The sequence below is a fragment of the Actinoplanes sp. M2I2 genome, assembly GCF_023544445.1.
Lineage (GTDB): Bacteria > Actinomycetota > Actinomycetes > Mycobacteriales > Micromonosporaceae > Actinoplanes.
The window spans coordinates 85,730-101,129 of sequence record NZ_JALPVJ010000025.1 but is presented as its reverse complement, the minus strand read 5'-3'; the positions used below and the strand labels follow the sequence as shown (position 1 = coordinate 101,129).

General features: G+C 71.2%; 13 protein-coding genes and 1 pseudogene. 12 read left to right on the top strand and 2 right to left on the bottom strand.

Annotated features, from left to right (window positions below; translation table 11 throughout):
• Positions 1 to 6 precede the first annotated feature (6 nt).
• Together HJC40_RS37385 and HJC40_RS37380 are read right to left on the bottom strand one after the other, a co-directional pair.
• Positions 7 to 684: an SDR family oxidoreductase gene (locus HJC40_RS37385; RefSeq protein WP_250008247.1), complete on the bottom strand. Its 678-nt coding sequence runs from the start codon at positions 682 to 684 to the stop codon at positions 7 to 9.
• A gap of 65 nt (positions 685 to 749) precedes the next feature.
• The gene (locus HJC40_RS37380; protein ID WP_250008246.1) at positions 750 to 998 is read right to left on the bottom strand and encodes a hypothetical protein; all 249 of its coding nucleotides are present in this window, start codon (positions 996 to 998) and stop codon (positions 750 to 752) included.
• 281 nt (positions 999 to 1,279) lie between these two features.
• Between HJC40_RS37380 and HJC40_RS37375 the strand changes: the two genes are divergently transcribed.
• The 12 genes and pseudogenes from HJC40_RS37375 (at position 1,280) to HJC40_RS37315 (ending at position 15,332) form a co-directional block, all read left to right on the top strand.
• Positions 1,280 to 2,653 (top strand): UTP--glucose-1-phosphate uridylyltransferase, encoded by a 1,374-nt coding sequence (locus tag HJC40_RS37375; RefSeq protein WP_250008245.1) that lies wholly within the window; start codon positions 1,280 to 1,282, stop codon positions 2,651 to 2,653.
• A gap of 43 nt (positions 2,654 to 2,696) precedes the next feature.
• Positions 2,697 to 4,913, top strand: coding sequence for a xanthine dehydrogenase family protein molybdopterin-binding subunit (locus HJC40_RS37370; RefSeq protein ID WP_250008244.1), 2,217 nt, complete (start codon positions 2,697 to 2,699; stop codon positions 4,911 to 4,913).
• The gene (locus tag HJC40_RS37365; RefSeq protein WP_250008243.1) at positions 4,910 to 5,767 is read left to right on the top strand and encodes a xanthine dehydrogenase family protein subunit M; all 858 of its coding nucleotides are present in this window, start codon (positions 4,910 to 4,912) and stop codon (positions 5,765 to 5,767) included. Before HJC40_RS37370 ends, HJC40_RS37365 begins: the two co-directional genes overlap by 4 nt.
• Positions 5,764 to 6,249 (top strand): (2Fe-2S)-binding protein, encoded by a 486-nt coding sequence (locus tag HJC40_RS37360; RefSeq protein ID WP_250008241.1) that lies wholly within the window; start codon positions 5,764 to 5,766, stop codon positions 6,247 to 6,249. The genes HJC40_RS37365 and HJC40_RS37360 overlap by 4 nt, the downstream gene beginning before the upstream one ends.
• 86 nt (positions 6,250 to 6,335) lie before the next feature.
• On the top strand, positions 6,336 to 7,175 hold the full coding sequence (locus HJC40_RS37355) for an SDR family oxidoreductase (RefSeq protein WP_250008240.1): 840 nt from the start codon (positions 6,336 to 6,338) through the stop codon (positions 7,173 to 7,175).
• Between the two features lie 86 nt (positions 7,176 to 7,261).
• Complete coding sequence (locus tag HJC40_RS37350) at positions 7,262 to 7,543, top strand: SCO0607 family lipoprotein (protein WP_250008239.1); 282 nt, start codon at positions 7,262 to 7,264, stop codon at positions 7,541 to 7,543.
• Positions 7,544 to 7,621: 78 nt separating this feature from the next.
• Positions 7,622 to 9,034, top strand: coding sequence for an argininosuccinate synthase (gene argG / locus HJC40_RS37345; protein ID WP_250008238.1), 1,413 nt, complete (start codon positions 7,622 to 7,624; stop codon positions 9,032 to 9,034).
• Positions 9,035 to 9,206: 172 nt separating this feature from the next.
• On the top strand, positions 9,207 to 10,226 hold the full coding sequence (locus HJC40_RS37340; protein WP_250008237.1) for an aldo/keto reductase: 1,020 nt from the start codon (positions 9,207 to 9,209) through the stop codon (positions 10,224 to 10,226).
• A gap of 165 nt (positions 10,227 to 10,391) precedes the next feature.
• Positions 10,392 to 11,050, top strand: a pseudogene (locus HJC40_RS37335) (helix-turn-helix transcriptional regulator).
• Between the two features lie 80 nt (positions 11,051 to 11,130).
• Positions 11,131 to 11,958, top strand: coding sequence for a helix-turn-helix transcriptional regulator (locus HJC40_RS37325; RefSeq protein WP_250008235.1), 828 nt, complete (start codon positions 11,131 to 11,133; stop codon positions 11,956 to 11,958).
• Positions 11,959 to 12,253: 295 nt separating this feature from the next.
• Positions 12,254 to 12,982 carry a hypothetical protein gene (locus HJC40_RS37320; RefSeq protein ID WP_250008233.1) on the top strand — a complete coding sequence of 243 codons (729 nt, stop codon included), beginning with the start codon at positions 12,254 to 12,256 and terminating at the stop codon, positions 12,980 to 12,982.
• Between the two features lie 271 nt (positions 12,983 to 13,253).
• Positions 13,254 to 15,332 carry a family 43 glycosylhydrolase gene (locus tag HJC40_RS37315; protein ID WP_308200988.1) on the top strand — a complete coding sequence of 693 codons (2,079 nt, stop codon included), beginning with the start codon at positions 13,254 to 13,256 and terminating at the stop codon, positions 15,330 to 15,332.
• The last annotated feature ends 68 nt before the right edge of the window (positions 15,333 to 15,400 follow it).

Genomic DNA, 15,400 nt, shown 5'->3' with positions numbered 1-15,400 from the left:
GTTCGCTCAGCGGTAGAAGTCGCTGGGGTCGCCGGCCAGGGAAGCCTTCACGTGGGCGGTCCACTCGTCGGCGACCACCTCGGCGCGGTCCTGCTCGAGGCCGTCCAGCCCGGCTCGGACGAGCACCGCCGGGTCACCCTTGGGGCCGTCGTAATCGCTCAGGTCGGTGTCCGCGGCGCCCAGGTGCAGGGCGGTGACCAGCGTCTTCTGCTCGGCGAGCTCCAGTCGTACGCCGTTGGTCAGGTTCCATTCGGCGGCCTTCGCGACGCCGTACGCGGTGTGCCCGGGATAGTTGAACCACGACATCGCGGACAGCACGTTGAGGATCGCCCCGCCGGCCAGCTGCGGCGCGAAGGCCCGGATCATGGCGAGCGTGCCCCAGAAATGGGTGTCGAGCTCCAGCCGGATCCGGTCGAGGTCACCGGTGACCAGACCGGTCGCGGTGTCGAGGCCGGCGTTGTTGACGAGCAGCGTGACATCCGGCGCGGCGGCCGCGGCCGCCGCGACCGACGCCGGGTCGGTGATGTCGAGCGCCAGCACCGTGGCGCCCGGAAGGTCGACGAGCTCAGGGCGGCGGGCGGTGGCATACACCTTCGCCCCGCGCGAGAGAAGCTGCTGGGCGAAGTGCTTGCCGAGGCCACGATTGGCCCCCGTGACGAGGGCGACTGCTCCGGAGATCTGCATACCGCCGACGGTAGAACCTCACGTTGACGTCAGGGGCAAGACTCTGCGACGCCGGTCACTGCGGGTCAGGCGGCTCTCGAGCCGGCCCGCTCCGGACGGTGGTCGGCTGCGCTTGTGGCCTGCCGGACGAAGCGGGCGAGGTCGCGGGAGGTCGCGAACCTCGGCCAGGCCAGCCGCACCTCGCTCGGTGAGATGTCGGCCACCTCGACGACGCTGATGCCGGTCAGCACCATCTTGGGCAGCAGATCCGCCGCGACGAATCCGACCGCCTCGCCGAGCCGGATGCCGGCGCCGTACTGAGCCGCGCCCGACACGGTCAGGCCGGGCCGCCAGCTGTGCCGGAACGCGGAAGTTCTGTCTCCATGCCGTGGACCTTACCGCTTTCATACCGACCGGTACTTAATGGCGACCGGCGGAGCTCCGAGCCGGCGCGCCCCCGGTGTTCCCCGAGATGTTCACGAGCCGGGCCGCTGGCAAGATGATCGCGAAGTCGCCCGGCGTGATCCGAGGGTCCGGGCGGTACAAAACCCCGATAATGGGGAACGGGTCGTTCGTGCGCAGGATCTCGGCGCGCGCCCACGATGGAGGGACTGACATGGAAGCGCCGGCTTACGTTCAAGCGACGCTGATGAAGGCGGAGAAGGCCGGCGCGCATCCGGCCGAGCTGGCCGCGCTGCGCCGGCGTCTCGAGCAGCTGGAGGACCCGCGGGCCGGCCTGCTGCCCGGCGCGGATCTCGAGCCGCTCGACGACGTGCCCGCGCTGGAGGATCTGCCGGAGCCGTCGGCCGAGCAGGCCCGCGAGGTGCTCGACCGGCTGGTCGTGGTCAAGCTCAACGGCGGGCTGGGCACGAGCATGGGGCTGACCGGGCCGAAGTCCCTGCTCGAGGTCAAGCCGGGCCGGAGCTTCCTGGACGTCATCGCCACGCAGGTCCTGGCCGCGCGGGAGCGGTACGGCGCCCGGGTGCCGCTGCTGCTGATGAACTCGACGGTCACCCGCGAACCGTCGCTGGCCGTGCTGGAACGCTACGCCGATCTGCGGGACGCCGAGGTGCCCCGCGACTTCCTGCAGGGCCGCGAGCCCAAGCTGCGCGCCGACGACCTGTACCCGGTGGAGTGGCCGGCCGACCCGGAGCTGGAGTGGTGCCCGCCCGGGCACGGTGACCTCTACACCGCGCTGGCCGCCTCCGGCACGCTCGACCGGCTGCTCGACGCCGGTCTGCGCTGGTGCTTCGTGTCGAACTCGGACAACCTCGGCGCCACCGTGGACGCCCGCGTCGCCGCCTGGGTCGCGGCCGAGCGGATCCCGTTCGCGATGGAGGTCGTCCGGGGCACGCCCGCCGACCGCAAGGGCGGGCACCTGGCCCGTCATGGGGGCCGGGTCGTGGTGCGGGAGACCGCGCAGGTGCCCGAGGGCGACGACTCTTTCACCGACGTCGAGCGCTGGCGGTTCTACAACACCAACAACCTGTGGATCGACCTCCGGGCGCTCAAGGAGTTGCAGGACGCCGATCCGGCCGCGCCGGAGCTGCCGCTGATCGTCAACCGCAAGACCGTCGACCCCCGGGACGCGTCGAGCACGCCGGTGATCCAGCTCGAGACCGCGATGGGCGCGGCGATCGGGTCGATCGAGGGAGCCCGGCCGGTGCTGGTGCCGCGGACGAGGTTCGCGCCGGTCAAGAGCACCGACGATCTGCTCGTGGTCCGGTCGGACGCCTACGAGCTCGACGGGGACGGGCGGATGGCCCCGACCTTCGACGGCCCGGGACCGGTCGTGGCGCTGGACCGCGAGGCCTTCCGCCTGGTGCCCGACTTCGAGCGTCACTTCCCGGCCGGCCCGCCGTCGCTGCGCGGCGCCGCCCGGCTGCGGGTCGACGGCGACGTCACCTTCGGCGCGAACGTCGTCGTCGAGGGCGACGTGCACCTCAGCGGCCCCCGGAACGTCGCCGACGGCGAGGTGCTGCGGGGCTGAAGCGGGCAGGACTGTCCGGCAGTGATCCGGGTATGCGGGCCGCATGACCATCGGCGCACGCCTGCGACGCCGCGAGGATCACCGGTTGGTCCGGGGAGCCGGCTGTTACGTCGGTGACCTGCGCGTCGCCGGCTGTCTCGACGCCGTCTTCGTCCGGAGCGACCTTGCCCACGGCGACCTGCGGCAGGTGGACCTCGAGGCGGCCCGGGCGACGCCGGGGGTGGTCGCCGCCTGGTCCTCCGCGGATCTGCCGTTCCTGCCGGACACACCGCCCATGATGGACCCCGAGTCGGTGCGGGGGCGGCCGTGGCCGCCGCTGGCCACCGACCGGGTCCGCTACGTCGGTCAGCCGGTCGCCGTCGTCGTGGGGGACGACCGCTACGTGGCCGAGGACGGCCGGGACGCGGCCCGCGTCCGGATCGACGCGTTGCCGGTGCTGCTCGACCCGGCCGAGGCCGCGGACAGCCCGGTGCGCCTGTTCGCCGGCGCGGGCAACGTGGCCTCGGAGAAGACCTTCGGCGAGCCGATCGACGAGGCCGTCTGGCAGCAGGCCACCGTGGTCGTCGAGGCGACCTACCGCCAGCAGTTGCTCGCCCACACCTACCTGGAGACCCGGGCGATCCTGGTCCGGCCCGAGCCCGGCGGCGGCCTGACCGTGTGGGTGTCCCACCAGGCGCCGCACCGCCTGCGCCGGGATCTCGCCGGCGGGTTCGGCCTGCGCGAGGAGAACGTCCGGGTGATCGTGCCCGACGTCGGCGGGGCGTTCGGCGGCAAGAGCGAGACCTGGCCGGAGTATCTCGCCGTGGTGGCCGCGGCGCGGCGGCTGAACCGCCCGGTGCGCTGGCTGGAGGACCGGGCCGAGGCGCTGACCGGGCCGCCGCACGGCCGCGGCCAGAACCAGCGGGTCCGGCTGGCCGCCGACGCGGACGGCCGGATGCTCGCCTACGAGCTGCACATCGACGCCGACGTCGGCGGTTATCCGCACACCGGGGCGTTCGTGCCGATGGCGACCTCGATGATGGCCACCGGGGCGTACACCATCCCGCAGGTGTCCGTACGGAGCCGGGCGGTCGTCACCAACACCGCCCCGACCAGCCCGTACCGCGGCGCCGGCCGGCCCGAGGCGGCCTCGGCGATCGAGCGTACGGTCGACCTGCTGGCCCACCGGCTGGGGCTGGACCCGGCGGAGGTGCGCCGGCGCAACTTCATCGGTCCGGACGCCTTCCCGTACGACACGCCGACCGGCTTCACCTACGACAGCGGTGACTACGCCGCCGCCCTGGACGTGGCGCTGCGCGAAGTGGACTACTCCGGGTGGCGCTCCGAGCAGGCCCGCCGCCGACGCGAGGGTGGTGTCCCGCTCGGCATCGGGTTGTGCACCTATGTCGAGCGGTCCGGCGCCGGTGAGGAGTTCGGCGCGGTCGAGGCCTGCCCGGACGGCACGTTCGTGGCGCTGTCCGGGTGCTGCTCCACTGGGCAGGGCCATGAGACGTCGTTCCCGCAGGTGGTCGCCGACGTGCTGGGAATCGAACCGGAGCGGGTGCGGCTCGTCGAGCGGGACACCGCGGTGGTGCCCAGCGGCATCGGGTCGTTCGCCAGCCGGTCCATGCAGACCGGCGGGGCGGCGCTGCACCGCGCGGCCGGGAAGCTCATCGAGGCGGCCCGGCAGCGGATGGCCGAGACCTGCGCCGTGCCGGTGGGCGAGGTGACGTACGACGCCGGGGTGCTGGCCGCGGCCGGGCGGAGCATGACCCTGGCCGAGCTGGCCGGCACCGGTCAGCTGCGCGCGGACAACACCTTCGCGCCGCCCGAGGGGTTCCCGTTCGGGGCGTACGCCGCGGTGGTCGAGGTGGAACCGGAGCTCGGTGAGGTGACCGTCCTGCGCCTGGTCGCCGTGGACGACTACGGCGTCGTGGTCAACCCGCTCATCGTCGACGGCCAGGGGTACGGCTCCACGGTCCAGGGTCTCGGCCAGGCCCTGTACGAGGACGTGCGCTACGACCCCGACGGCCGGCCACTGACCCGCAGCCTGCTCGACTATCTGATCCCCACCCTGTCCGAGGTGCCCGCGCTGCGGTTCGCCGAGACCCGCACGCCCAACCCCAACACGCCGCTGGGGGCCAAGGGCGCCGGGGAGGCCGGGTGCATCGGGGCGCCGCCGGCGATCGTGAACGCGGTCGCCGACGCGCTCGCCCTGGACGCCCGCGACGCGCTGCAGATGCCCCTCACCCCGTACACCTGCTGGAGCGCCGCCCGATGAAGCCCGCACCCTTCGAGTACGTCGCCGCCCGCAGCGCCGACGACGTGGTGGCCGCCCTGGCCGACGGCCGGACCGAGGTGCTGGCGGGCGGGCAGAGCCTGGTGCTGGAGATGAACTACCGCACACGGCGGCCGGCCCGCCTGGTCGACATCAACCGGGTGCCCGGCTTCGACACGGTGGAGGCGATCGGCGACACGGTTCGCATCGGCCCGCTGGTCCGCCACCAGGCCTTCGAATCCGGCGCCGTCCCCGGACAGCTCGGCGCCCTGCTGCACCGCGTCGTGCGGCACATCGCCCATCCGCCCATCCGCACCCGCGGCACCATGCTGGGCAGCCTCGCGTACGCCCACCCGGCCGCCGAGTGGCCGGCGGTGATCACCGCCCTGGGCGCCGAACTCGACCTGGTGGGCGCCGGTGGCCGGCGCACGGTGGCGGCCGGGGACTTCTTCCTCGCGCCGTTCCGCACCGCCCGCCGCCCGGACGAACTGCTCGCCGAGGTCAGGCTGCCGGTGCTGCCGGCCGGCACGGTCATCGGCTTCGCCGAGCACCGGCGCACCCACGCCAGCTTCGCGCAGCTCGCGGTGATCGCGGCGGTGACCCTCGCGGACGGCCGGGTGTCGTCGGCGTCGATCGGCCTGGTGAACGCGGCCGACCGGCCGGTGCGGGCCCGGGCCGCCGAAGCGGCGCTGCTCGGCCGTCCCCTCGACGACCCGGCCGTCGCCGCCGCGGCCCGGGCTGCCGCCGAACAGGACGCCGATCCGGGTCCCCAGCCCTACACCGACCTGGCCTACCAGCGGCACACCGTCGCCGTGCTCACCCGCCGCGCCCTCGACCAGGCCCGAACCGAAGGATGACCGCTTTGCGTACCACGTTGACCGTCAACGGCCGGCCGTACGACCTCGACGTCGAGCCGCGCCGGACGCTGGCCGACGCGCTCCGCGAGGACTGCGGTCTCACCGGCACCCACCTCGGTTGTGAGCACGGCGTGTGCGGCGCCTGCACGGTTCTGGTGGACGGTCAAGCGGTGCGGTCGTGCCTGCTGTTCGCCGTCCAGTGCACGGACGCCGAGATCCGTACGGTCGAAGGCCTGGCCGATGGCGCCGAGCACCCGTTGCAGACGGCTTTCAGCGCCGAGCACGCGCTCCAGTGCGGGTTCTGCACGCCCGGTTTCCTGATGCTCGCCGTCGGTGCGCTCGAGAAGGATCCCGGCGTGGTGCGTGACGCCGAACGACTGCGCGAACTGCTGACCTCCAACCTCTGCCGCTGCACCGGTTACGAGGCCATCCGCCGGGCCGTCGTCGCTGCCGCCGGCGACCGGCCCGCCGGCGAGGACTGACCGTCGCGCGTCACGTTTTCTCCGCGCCGTGCCGGGAAGGCGGGGGACGAAGCGAGACCTCGCATCGACGATCACGAAGGAACACGATGACCGACAACGAGCCTCAGCAGCAGCCGCCCGGCAGCACCCAGGAGATGAGCCGGCGGCCCGACCACGGCGAGGACAGCTACCGCGGCAGCGGCCGCCTCACCGGGAAGCGCGCGCTGATCACCGGCGGCGACAGCGGCATCGGCCGGGCCGCCGCGATCGCGTTCGCCCGCGAGGGAGCCGACGTCGCGATCGCCTATCTGAACGAGGACGAGGACGCGCAGGAGACCGCCGCCCTGATCGAGAAGGCCGGTCGCAAGGCCGTGCTGATCCCCGGCGACCTCACCCGGCGCGAGCACTGCCGGACGGTGATCGACCAGACCGTACGGGAGCTCGGCGGCCTGGACGTGCTGGTCAACAACGCGGCGTTCCAGATGACCCACGAAACCCTCGAGGAGATCAGCGACGAGGAGTGGCAGCACACGTTCGACATCAACATCACCGCGATGTTCCGGCTGGTGCAGGCGGCCCTGCCGCACCTCGGCGAGGGTGCTTCGATCATCAACACCAGTTCGGTGAACTACGACCAGCCCAAGCCCACGCTGCTGCCGTACGCGACCACCAAGGGCGCGATCGCCAACTTCACCGCGGGCCTGGCTCAGATGCTCGGTGACCGCGGCATCCGGGTGAACGCGGTCGCCCCCGGTCCGATCTGGACGCCGCTGATCCCCTCGACCATGCCGCCCGAGCAGGTCGAGGAGTTCGGCAAGAACACCCCGCTCGGCCGGCCGGGCGAGCCCCGGGAGGTCGCCCCGGTCTACGTCCTGCTCGCCTCGGACGAGGGAAGCTACATCTCCGGGGCCGTCGTCCCGGTCACCGGCGGCAAGCCGATCCTCTGACCGCGCGCCGGGGCCGGCCGCGGGCCGGCCCCGGTTGAGTACGGGTACGCATGCCGGCGCGGCCCGCGTCGGCGAGACTTCTCGGCATGACTCAGCGCACCCGCATGCCGTTTCTGCTCGCCACCGTCGCCCTGGCCGCCGGGCTCACCGCTGGCTGCTCGATCCGGGACGCGATCTGCAGCTCGGGGGAGTACCCGGTCGCGGCCGTGGACAGCCTCACCGGGCGCGCCTGCGTGGCCGACGGCGAGCAGCCGCCGACCGGCTACGTCCGGTTCCCCGAGGGCAAGGTGCCCGAGCACGTCGGCGACGAGTGGGACACCTACTGGGGCGAGCACAAGCTGGACGAGAACGGCAACGAGGTCGCCTGATCGTGGCGCGGCGACAAACCGGGTGTTTCGCGCCGCCCCGCCGCCGGTCCGGGCCACCGCGGCCCCTAGAGTTGCGACATGTCTAAGGTGCTGCGGAAACTCCCTGTCGGCGAGCGCATCGGAATCGCCTTCTCCGGTGGCCTCGACACCTCGGTGGCGGTCGCTTGGATGCGAGAGCGCGGCGCCGTCCCCTACGCGTACACAGCGGACGTCGGGCAGTACGACGAGCCCGACCTCAGCACCATCCCGGACCGCGCCATCACCTACGGCGCCGAGCGGGCCCGCCTGGTCGACTGCCGGGCCGCGCTGGTCGAGGAGGGGCTGATCGCGCTCACCTGCGGGGCCTTCCACATCCGGTCGGGCGCGCAGACCTACTTCAACACCACGCCGCTCGGCCGGGCCGTGGTCGGCACGCTGCTGGTGCAGGCCATGCGGGCCGACGACATCTCGATCTGGGGCGACGGCTCGACGTTCAAGGGCAACGACATCGAGCGGTTCTACCGGTACGGGCTGCTGGCCAACCCGGACCTGCGGATCTACAAGCCCTGGCTGGACGACGCGTTCGTCACCGAGCTGGGCGGGCGGCACGAGATGTCGCACTTCCTGCTCGAGCACGATCTGCCGTACCGGGACCCGGTCGAGAAGGCGTACTCCACCGACGCCAACATCTGGGGCGCCACCCACGAGGCCAAGCGTCTCGAGCACCTGGACACCTCGATGGAGATCGTGGCCCCGATCATGGGCGTGCCGTTCTGGCGGGACGACGTGGACATCGCCGCCGAGGACGTCACCGTGGAGTTCGACCACGGCCGCCCGGTCCGGATCAACGGGCGCACGTTCGCCTCCGCGGTCGAGCTGGTGCATGAGGCCAACGCCGTCGGCGGGCGGCACGGCCTGGGCATGTCCGACCAGATCGAGAACCGCATCATCGAGGCCAAGAGCCGCGGCATCTATGAGGCGCCCGGCATGGCGTTGCTGCACATCGCGTACGAGCGGCTGCTGAACGCCATCCACAACGAGGACACCGTCGCGATGTACCACACCGAGGGCCGCCGCCTGGGCCGCCTGCTGTACGAGGGCCGCTGGTTCGACCCGCAGGCGCTGATGCTGCGCGACAGCATCGACCGCTGGATCGGCGGCGCGGTGACCGGCAGCGTCACCATCCGGCTGCGCCGCGGCCTCGACTACTCGATCGTCGACACCCAGGGGCCCAACTTCAGCTACCAGCCCGAGCGCCTGTCCATGGAGCGCAGCCACCTGCCGGCGTTCAGCCCCGACGACCGCATCGGCCAGCTGACGATGCGCAACCTGGACATCGCCGATTCCCGCAACAAGCTGGAGCAGTACGTGGCCGAGGGCGGCCTGGCCCCGTCGCGCAACCTCATCGGCGAGCTGCCGTTCGGCGGCGCGGCCTCGATCGTCGCGACCGGTGAGGCCGAGGTGGCCCCGGACGCTCTCGACCGGGCGGCGATGGAGTCGGGCACCGACTGACCCGCGAGCAGCACCACGTGGCCCCGGAGCGTCGAGCGCCGGGGCCGCTGTCGGCTGTGCCCGAGGTTCTCAAGGCAGTGCCGGCGATCACTTGCTGAGCGGAACAATGTTCCGTATCGTCGAAACGGAGCACGGTTCCACAACACGTCTCGAGCCACGGGAAAGAGAAGCCATGCAGTACCGCACCTTGGGCCGCACCGGAGTGCAGGTCAGCACGCTCGCGCTCGGCGCCATGAACTTCGGCCGGATCGGCAACACCACGCAGGAGGAGGCCACCGCCCTGGTCGATGCCGCGCTGGAGGCGGGGGTCAACCTCATCGACACCGCCGACGCGTACAGCGCCGGGCAGTCCGAAGAGATGGTCGGCCGGGCGATCAAGGGCCGCCGGGACGACATCGTCCTGGCCACCAAGGCGTTCCTGCCGATGGGCGACGACCGGAACAACCGGGGTGCTTCTCGCCGGTGGCTGGTCACGGAGCTCGACAACAGTCTGCGCCGCCTCGGTGTCGACCACGTCGATCTCTACCAGATCCACCGGTGGGACCCGACGACCAGCGACGAGGAGACCCTGTCGGCGCTGACCGATCTGCAGCGCGCGGGAAAGATCCGTTACTTCGGCTCGTCGACCTATCCGGCGTACCGCATCGTGCAGGCCGAGTGGGCCGCCCGGGAGAACCGGCTGAGCCGGTACGTGACCGAGCAGCCCAGCTACTCGATCCTGCAGCGGGGCATCGAGCGTGATGTCCTGCCGGTGACCGAGCAGTACGGCCTGGGCGTGCTGGTGTGGAGCCCGCTGGCGTCCGGCTGGCTGTCCGGCAGCGTACGTGCGGGCCGCGAGGTCTCCACCAACCGCTCCGCTTTCATGCCACAGCGGTTCGACCTGAGCCTCCCCGGCAACCAGGTGCGCCTGGACGCGGTCGAGCAGCTGGCCCGGGTGGCCGACGAGGCCGGGCTGAGCCTGATCCAGCTGGCGCTCGGCTTCGTGACCGCGCATCCCGGCGTCACCAGCGCGCTGATCGGTCCGCGCACCATGGACCACCTGACGTCACAGCTCGCCGCGGCGGACACCACGCTGTCCGGCGACGTCCTCGACGCGATCGACGCCATCGTGGCCCCGGGTGTCGACCTGGCGCCGGAGGAGAAGAACGACACCCCGCCGGCGTTGCTGGACGCGTCACTACGACGTCGCTGACCGGGTCGTACTTCGTCCGGCGACGGGCCTCCGTACAGCCGTCGCCGTCCAGGCCCGGCGATGATCGCAGCTATCCACGGATCACCTGTCCCCGGATAGCTGCGACCTTCACCCCGGTCCCCGGTTCGCGCCATGCTCCACCGGTCGAACACGGAGGCGGAACCGATGGACCGAGCACACCTGGCCGGCTTTCTGCGGGCCCGCCGCGAGGCGCTGCAGCCGGAGGACGTCGGGCTTCCCCGCGGCTCCCGCCGCCGAAGCGGTGGTCTGCGGCGGGAGGAGGTGGCCGCGCTGGCCGGTATGTCGGCCGACTACTACAGCCGGATGGAGCAGCAGCGTGGTCCGGTGCCCTCGGAGCAGATCCTCGGCGCGCTGGCCCGGGGCCTGCACCTGAGCCTGAGCGAGCGCGACCACCTGTTCGCGCTGGCCGGGCACCGGGCGCCGCGGCGTGTCCTGCGCGACGATCACCTCAGTCCCACGATGATGCGCATCGTCGACCGTCTCGCGGACACGCCGGCGCTGGTGATGTCGCGGTTCGGGGAAACGCTGGTGCAGACCCGCCCGGCGGTGGCCGAGCCGGCGAGATCGTCGCGGCCCTGCTGAAGGTCAGCCCCGAGTTCGCGCGGATCTGGCGGTTGCACGAGGTGGACGTCACCCACCATCACGACCTCAAGCGGTACCGGCATCCCGGGCTGGGGGAGCTCGAGCTGTACTGTCAGCCGCTGGTCGACCCGGAGCAGGCCCAGACGTTGCTGGTCTTCACCGCCCGGCCCGGCTCCCCGAGTCACGAGAAGCTGGGGCTCCTGGCCGCAGTCGGCGACTGATCCACCCACCGGTCCGACCCATGATCTTTACCCGCCCCGGGGTTCGGGTCATGCTTGCGGGGTCGAAGAGGGGAGGACCGATGGATCGGGCGCAACTGGCCGATTTTCTCCGGACACGCCGCGAGGCGCTGCAGCCCGAGGATGTCGGGCTGGTCCGCGGTTCCCGGCGCCGGACCGGCGGTCTGCGGCGCGAGGAGGTCGCCGCCCTGGCCGACATGTCGGCCGACTACTACAGCCGGATCGAGCAGCAGCGCGGCCCGATGCCGTCGGCTCAGATGCTCACCGCGATCGCCCGGGTGCTGCAGCTGAGCCTGAGCGAGCGGGATCACCTCTTCCGGCTCGGCGGGCAGCCCGTGCCGAGACGGGAGCGCGACGACAGCATCAGCCCCATCATGAGGCGCATCGTGGAGAGCCTTTCCGATGTGCCCGCGATAGTGATGACCGACCTCGGCGAGACGCTGTTGCAGACCCCTCCGGCGGTGGCGCTGCTCGGTGACTACACCCGGTTCCGGGGTTTTTCCCGTTTCCTGGTCTACCGCTGGTTCACCGACCCGGCGCAGCGCGCGCTCTATCCGGTCGAGGATCACCGCCGGCGCGGCCGGGTCTTCACCGCCGACCTTCGGGTGGAGTACGCCGCCGATCCGGACGGTACACCCGGCGACCTCGTCGCGGCGTTGCTGGAGGCGAGCCCCGAGTTCGCCGACATCTGGCGGTCGCACGAGGTCGACGTCATCCACCACCGCGACCTCAAGCGCTACCGGCATGCCGAGCTGGGCGATCTGGAGCTGTACGCCCAGCCGCTGCTCGACGTCGACCAGGACCAGTACCTCCGGGTCTACACCGCCGTCCCCGGCTCCCCGAGCGACGAGAAGCTCAAGCTGCTGTCCGCCCGGGCGGCCTCCCGCTGAGCCTGCTCCCCGTACCGGGCCGGCAAGTCCAACCGGATCCGCGCAACCGAACGTAACCTTCACTCGTCTTGATGCTCATGAAACGAACAGAGGCGTCAGATGGCGCGCGGTGACGACGACTTCATCGCGTTCGCCCAGGCGAGTTCCTCGCGGATGCAACGGGCGGCGTACCTGCTCACCGGCGACCAGCACCAAGCCGAGGAGGCGGCTCAGGCCACCCTGGTGCGGGTGTACGCCGCGTGGGGGCGGGTCAGTCGTAAGGACCCCTACGCCTACGCCCGCACGGGGCGGGACTATGACGCAGCTGGACGACCTCAAGGACGCCATGCACTCACCACCGGACTTCCAACCCGTCTCCCTGGACCTGCAGCAGGTGATGGCCGAGGGGGGCCGGATGCGCCGCCGCCGCCGGCTCGCCGTCGGCAGCGCGTCCGCGCTGACGGTGGCGGCTCTGCTGATCGGCGGAAGCCAGCTGGCCGGCCCCCGCGATCGGGTCGGCTCAATTCCGGTGGCCGGCCCCTCGGCGGCGCTGCCGTCCGCCGTCAGTTCCTCGGCGCCCGGCGTGCTCGGCACCGTCGTCAGCACCGGCCGGCAGGTCGGGGGCCGGCAATGGGTCCTCTACGTCCAGGCCGTCGATCCCGATGATCTGAACGGGACATTGACCCTGGTTCTCGGACGCACCAGAACCGGCACCGTCGACGACTTCACCACCGACATCGTGAGCAGCGACCCCGGAGCCGATCGGATGGCTCCCGGCTTCCACGCGGTTCGGCCCGGCCGCCTGCTCAACGGTCGCACCACCCCGACGTTCGGCTACTACGTCGGCGACGCCACCAAGATCACCGCGCGCGACGCCGCCAACGGGAAGACCGTCGAAGCGAAACGGACCCCCTGGACCGACTTCGGCGGACCGGAGAAGGCACAGATCTTCTGGTTCGACTTCACCGAGGGGCAGCCGCCGGCCGGCTTGACCGACCTCACCGCGTACGACGACAAGGGCGCCAGACTGCACGTCGGCGGCTGAAGCCAGATCTTCGTACCGTCGAGATCATGACCTGATCGCGCGCTGTCGACGGACCGGGCCGGACCTCCTAGAAGTGCATGCTGAAAAGCTGTTATGCGGCCGGCGCCTTTCCGGTCCGGTCCGGCGACCGCCCGATGAGTCTTGAACCTCGCGTAACCGCGTGGCAACATTGGCAATCGCAAATGCCTCGTTCGGCCAACCCGTTGCAGATGACCGCCGGGGCATTTTCTGGTTCAGGTTGTTAACGTTCACTGGGTGCGCGGGAGGATTCATGAAGGTCTTTGTGTCAACGCGCCCGAAGGGACGCCGGCGATGGCTTCCGGCGGTGACGGCAACGCTCGCCCTGCTCGCCGGCACGGTGCTCACCGTGGTGGCCGCCCCGGCCGCGTCGGCCGCCACGGTCGACCCGAGCGCCTGGTACGTGCTGGTCAACCGCAACAGCGGGAAGGCGCTCGACGTCTACAACCTGGCCACCACCGACGGCGCCCGGATCACCCAGTGGGCGCGCAACAACGGCAACCAGCAGCAGTGGCAGTTCGTCGACTCCGGTGGCGGCTATTACCGGATCAAATCGCGATTGTCGGGCAAGGTGCTGGACGTCTCGAACCATTCGACCGCCGACGGCACCCCGATCGTGCAGTGGGCCGACGGGAACGGAACGAATCAGCAGTTCCGGCTGGCCGATTCCGACGGCGGCCACGTCCGGCTGATCAATCGGAACAGCAACAAGGCCGTCGAGGTGCAGAACGCCTCCACCGCCGACGGCGGAAACATCGTTCAGTACGGCGACTGGAACGGCGCCAATCAGCAATGGCAACTGGTGCCGGTCGGCTCGACCACCCCGCCGGCCGGGGGCACGTTCAGCAACCCGGTGGTGTGGCAGGACTTCGCCGACGGCGACATCATCCGGGTCGGCGACGCCTATTACTACTCGGCATCCACCATGCACTACTCGCCCGGCGCGCCCATCCTGCGGTCGTACGACCTGGTCAACTGGGAGTTCGCCGGTCACTCGGTGCCCCGGCTCGACTTCGACTCGGGCGCCTACGACCTCTCCGGCGGGCGGGCGTACGTCAAAGGCATCTGGGCGTCGGCGTTCAACTACCGGCCCGCCAACAGCACCTACTACTGGCTGGGCTGCACCGAGTTCAACCGTACGTACGTCTACACCGCCACCGCGGTCGACGGCGGGTGGAGCAAGAAGGCCCGGATCAACAAGTGCTACTACGACGCCGGCCTGCTGTTCGACAACGACACCCCGTACGTGGCCTATGGCAACGGCACGATCAGCGTCGCCCAGCTGTCGTCCGACCTGACCTCCGAGGTGCGCTCGCAGACCGTCTACCAGACCCCGTCGAGCGTCGGGACGCTCGAGGGCGCGCGCATGTACAAGCGCGGCAACTACTACTACATCTGGCTCACCCGCCCGGCCAACGGCCAGTACGTGCTCCGCTCGACCAGCCCGTTCGGCCCCTACGAGCAGCGGCAGGTCCTGCTCGACCTGCCCGGGCCGATCAGCGGTGGCGGCGTCCCGCACCAGGGCGGCCTCGTCCAGACCCAGAACGGCGACTGGTGGTACATGGCCTTCACCGACGCCTACCCCGGTGGCCGCATGCCCACCCTGGCCCCGATCACCTGGAGCGGCGACGGCTGGCCGGTCCTGCAGACGGTCAACGGGCGCTGGGGGAGCAGCTACCCCAAGCCCGCGATCAGCACGACCAGGACCGTCCAGTCCATGATCGGCCCCGACACGTTCACCGGGGCCACGCTGGCGCCGCGCTGGGAGTGGAACCACAACCCGGACACCTCACGGTTCAGCGTCGGCAACGGGCTGCGCCTGTCGACCGCGACGGTCACCAACGACCTGTACAACGCCCGCAACACGCTCACCCACCGGATCCAGGGCCCGTCGTCCACGGCGACGATCCAGCTGAACTACTCCGGCATGGCCAACGGCGACCGGGCCGGGCTGGCGATGCTGCGCGATCAGTCGGCCTGGATCGGCCTGCGCAAGGACAACGGCGTCACCCGGGTGTCCATGACCAACGGGCTGACCATGTCGACCGGGGGCTGGGCCACCACCGGCACCGGCGCCGAGCAGGCGGGCGCGGCGGTCTCCGGCGGCACGATCTGGCTGCGGGTCCAGGCGAACATCCAACCCGGCTCCGGCCGTACGGCGACGTTCTCGTACAGCACGAACGGCAGCACGTTCACCACCCTCGGGCCGGCCTTCACGCTGAACAACGACTGGCAGTTCTTCATGGGCTACCGCTTCGGCATCTTCAACTACGCCACCAGCGCGCTCGGCGGCTCGGTCACCGTCAACCGTTTCGACCTGACCGCCCCGTAAACCCTTCGACCAGTGACCCGGCCATCCGTCCCCCGGCCGGGCACCGTCCACCAGATCCCCGGAGGAAC

Coding starts and splice junctions, on each gene's coding strand:
- HJC40_RS37385 (WP_250008247.1), bottom strand. CDS start 684: ATGCAGATCTCCGGAGCAGTCGCCCTCGTCACGGGGGCCAATCGTGGC.
- argG (WP_250008238.1), top strand. CDS start 7,622: ATGTCTAAGGTGCTGCGGAAACTCCCTGTCGGCGAGCGCATCGGAATC.
- HJC40_RS37365 (WP_250008243.1), top strand. CDS start 4,910: ATGAAGCCCGCACCCTTCGAGTACGTCGCCGCCCGCAGCGCCGACGAC.
- HJC40_RS37325 (WP_250008235.1), top strand. CDS start 11,131: ATGGATCGGGCGCAACTGGCCGATTTTCTCCGGACACGCCGCGAGGCG.
- HJC40_RS37360 (WP_250008241.1), top strand. CDS start 5,764: ATGACCGCTTTGCGTACCACGTTGACCGTCAACGGCCGGCCGTACGAC.
- HJC40_RS37375 (WP_250008245.1), top strand. CDS start 1,280: ATGGAAGCGCCGGCTTACGTTCAAGCGACGCTGATGAAGGCGGAGAAG.
- HJC40_RS37315 (WP_308200988.1), top strand. CDS start 13,254: ATGAAGGTCTTTGTGTCAACGCGCCCGAAGGGACGCCGGCGATGGCTT.
- HJC40_RS37370 (WP_250008244.1), top strand. CDS start 2,697: ATGACCATCGGCGCACGCCTGCGACGCCGCGAGGATCACCGGTTGGTC.
- HJC40_RS37340 (WP_250008237.1), top strand. CDS start 9,207: ATGCAGTACCGCACCTTGGGCCGCACCGGAGTGCAGGTCAGCACGCTC.
- HJC40_RS37355 (WP_250008240.1), top strand. CDS start 6,336: ATGACCGACAACGAGCCTCAGCAGCAGCCGCCCGGCAGCACCCAGGAG.
- HJC40_RS37320 (WP_250008233.1), top strand. CDS start 12,254: ATGACGCAGCTGGACGACCTCAAGGACGCCATGCACTCACCACCGGAC.
- HJC40_RS37350 (WP_250008239.1), top strand. CDS start 7,262: ATGACTCAGCGCACCCGCATGCCGTTTCTGCTCGCCACCGTCGCCCTG.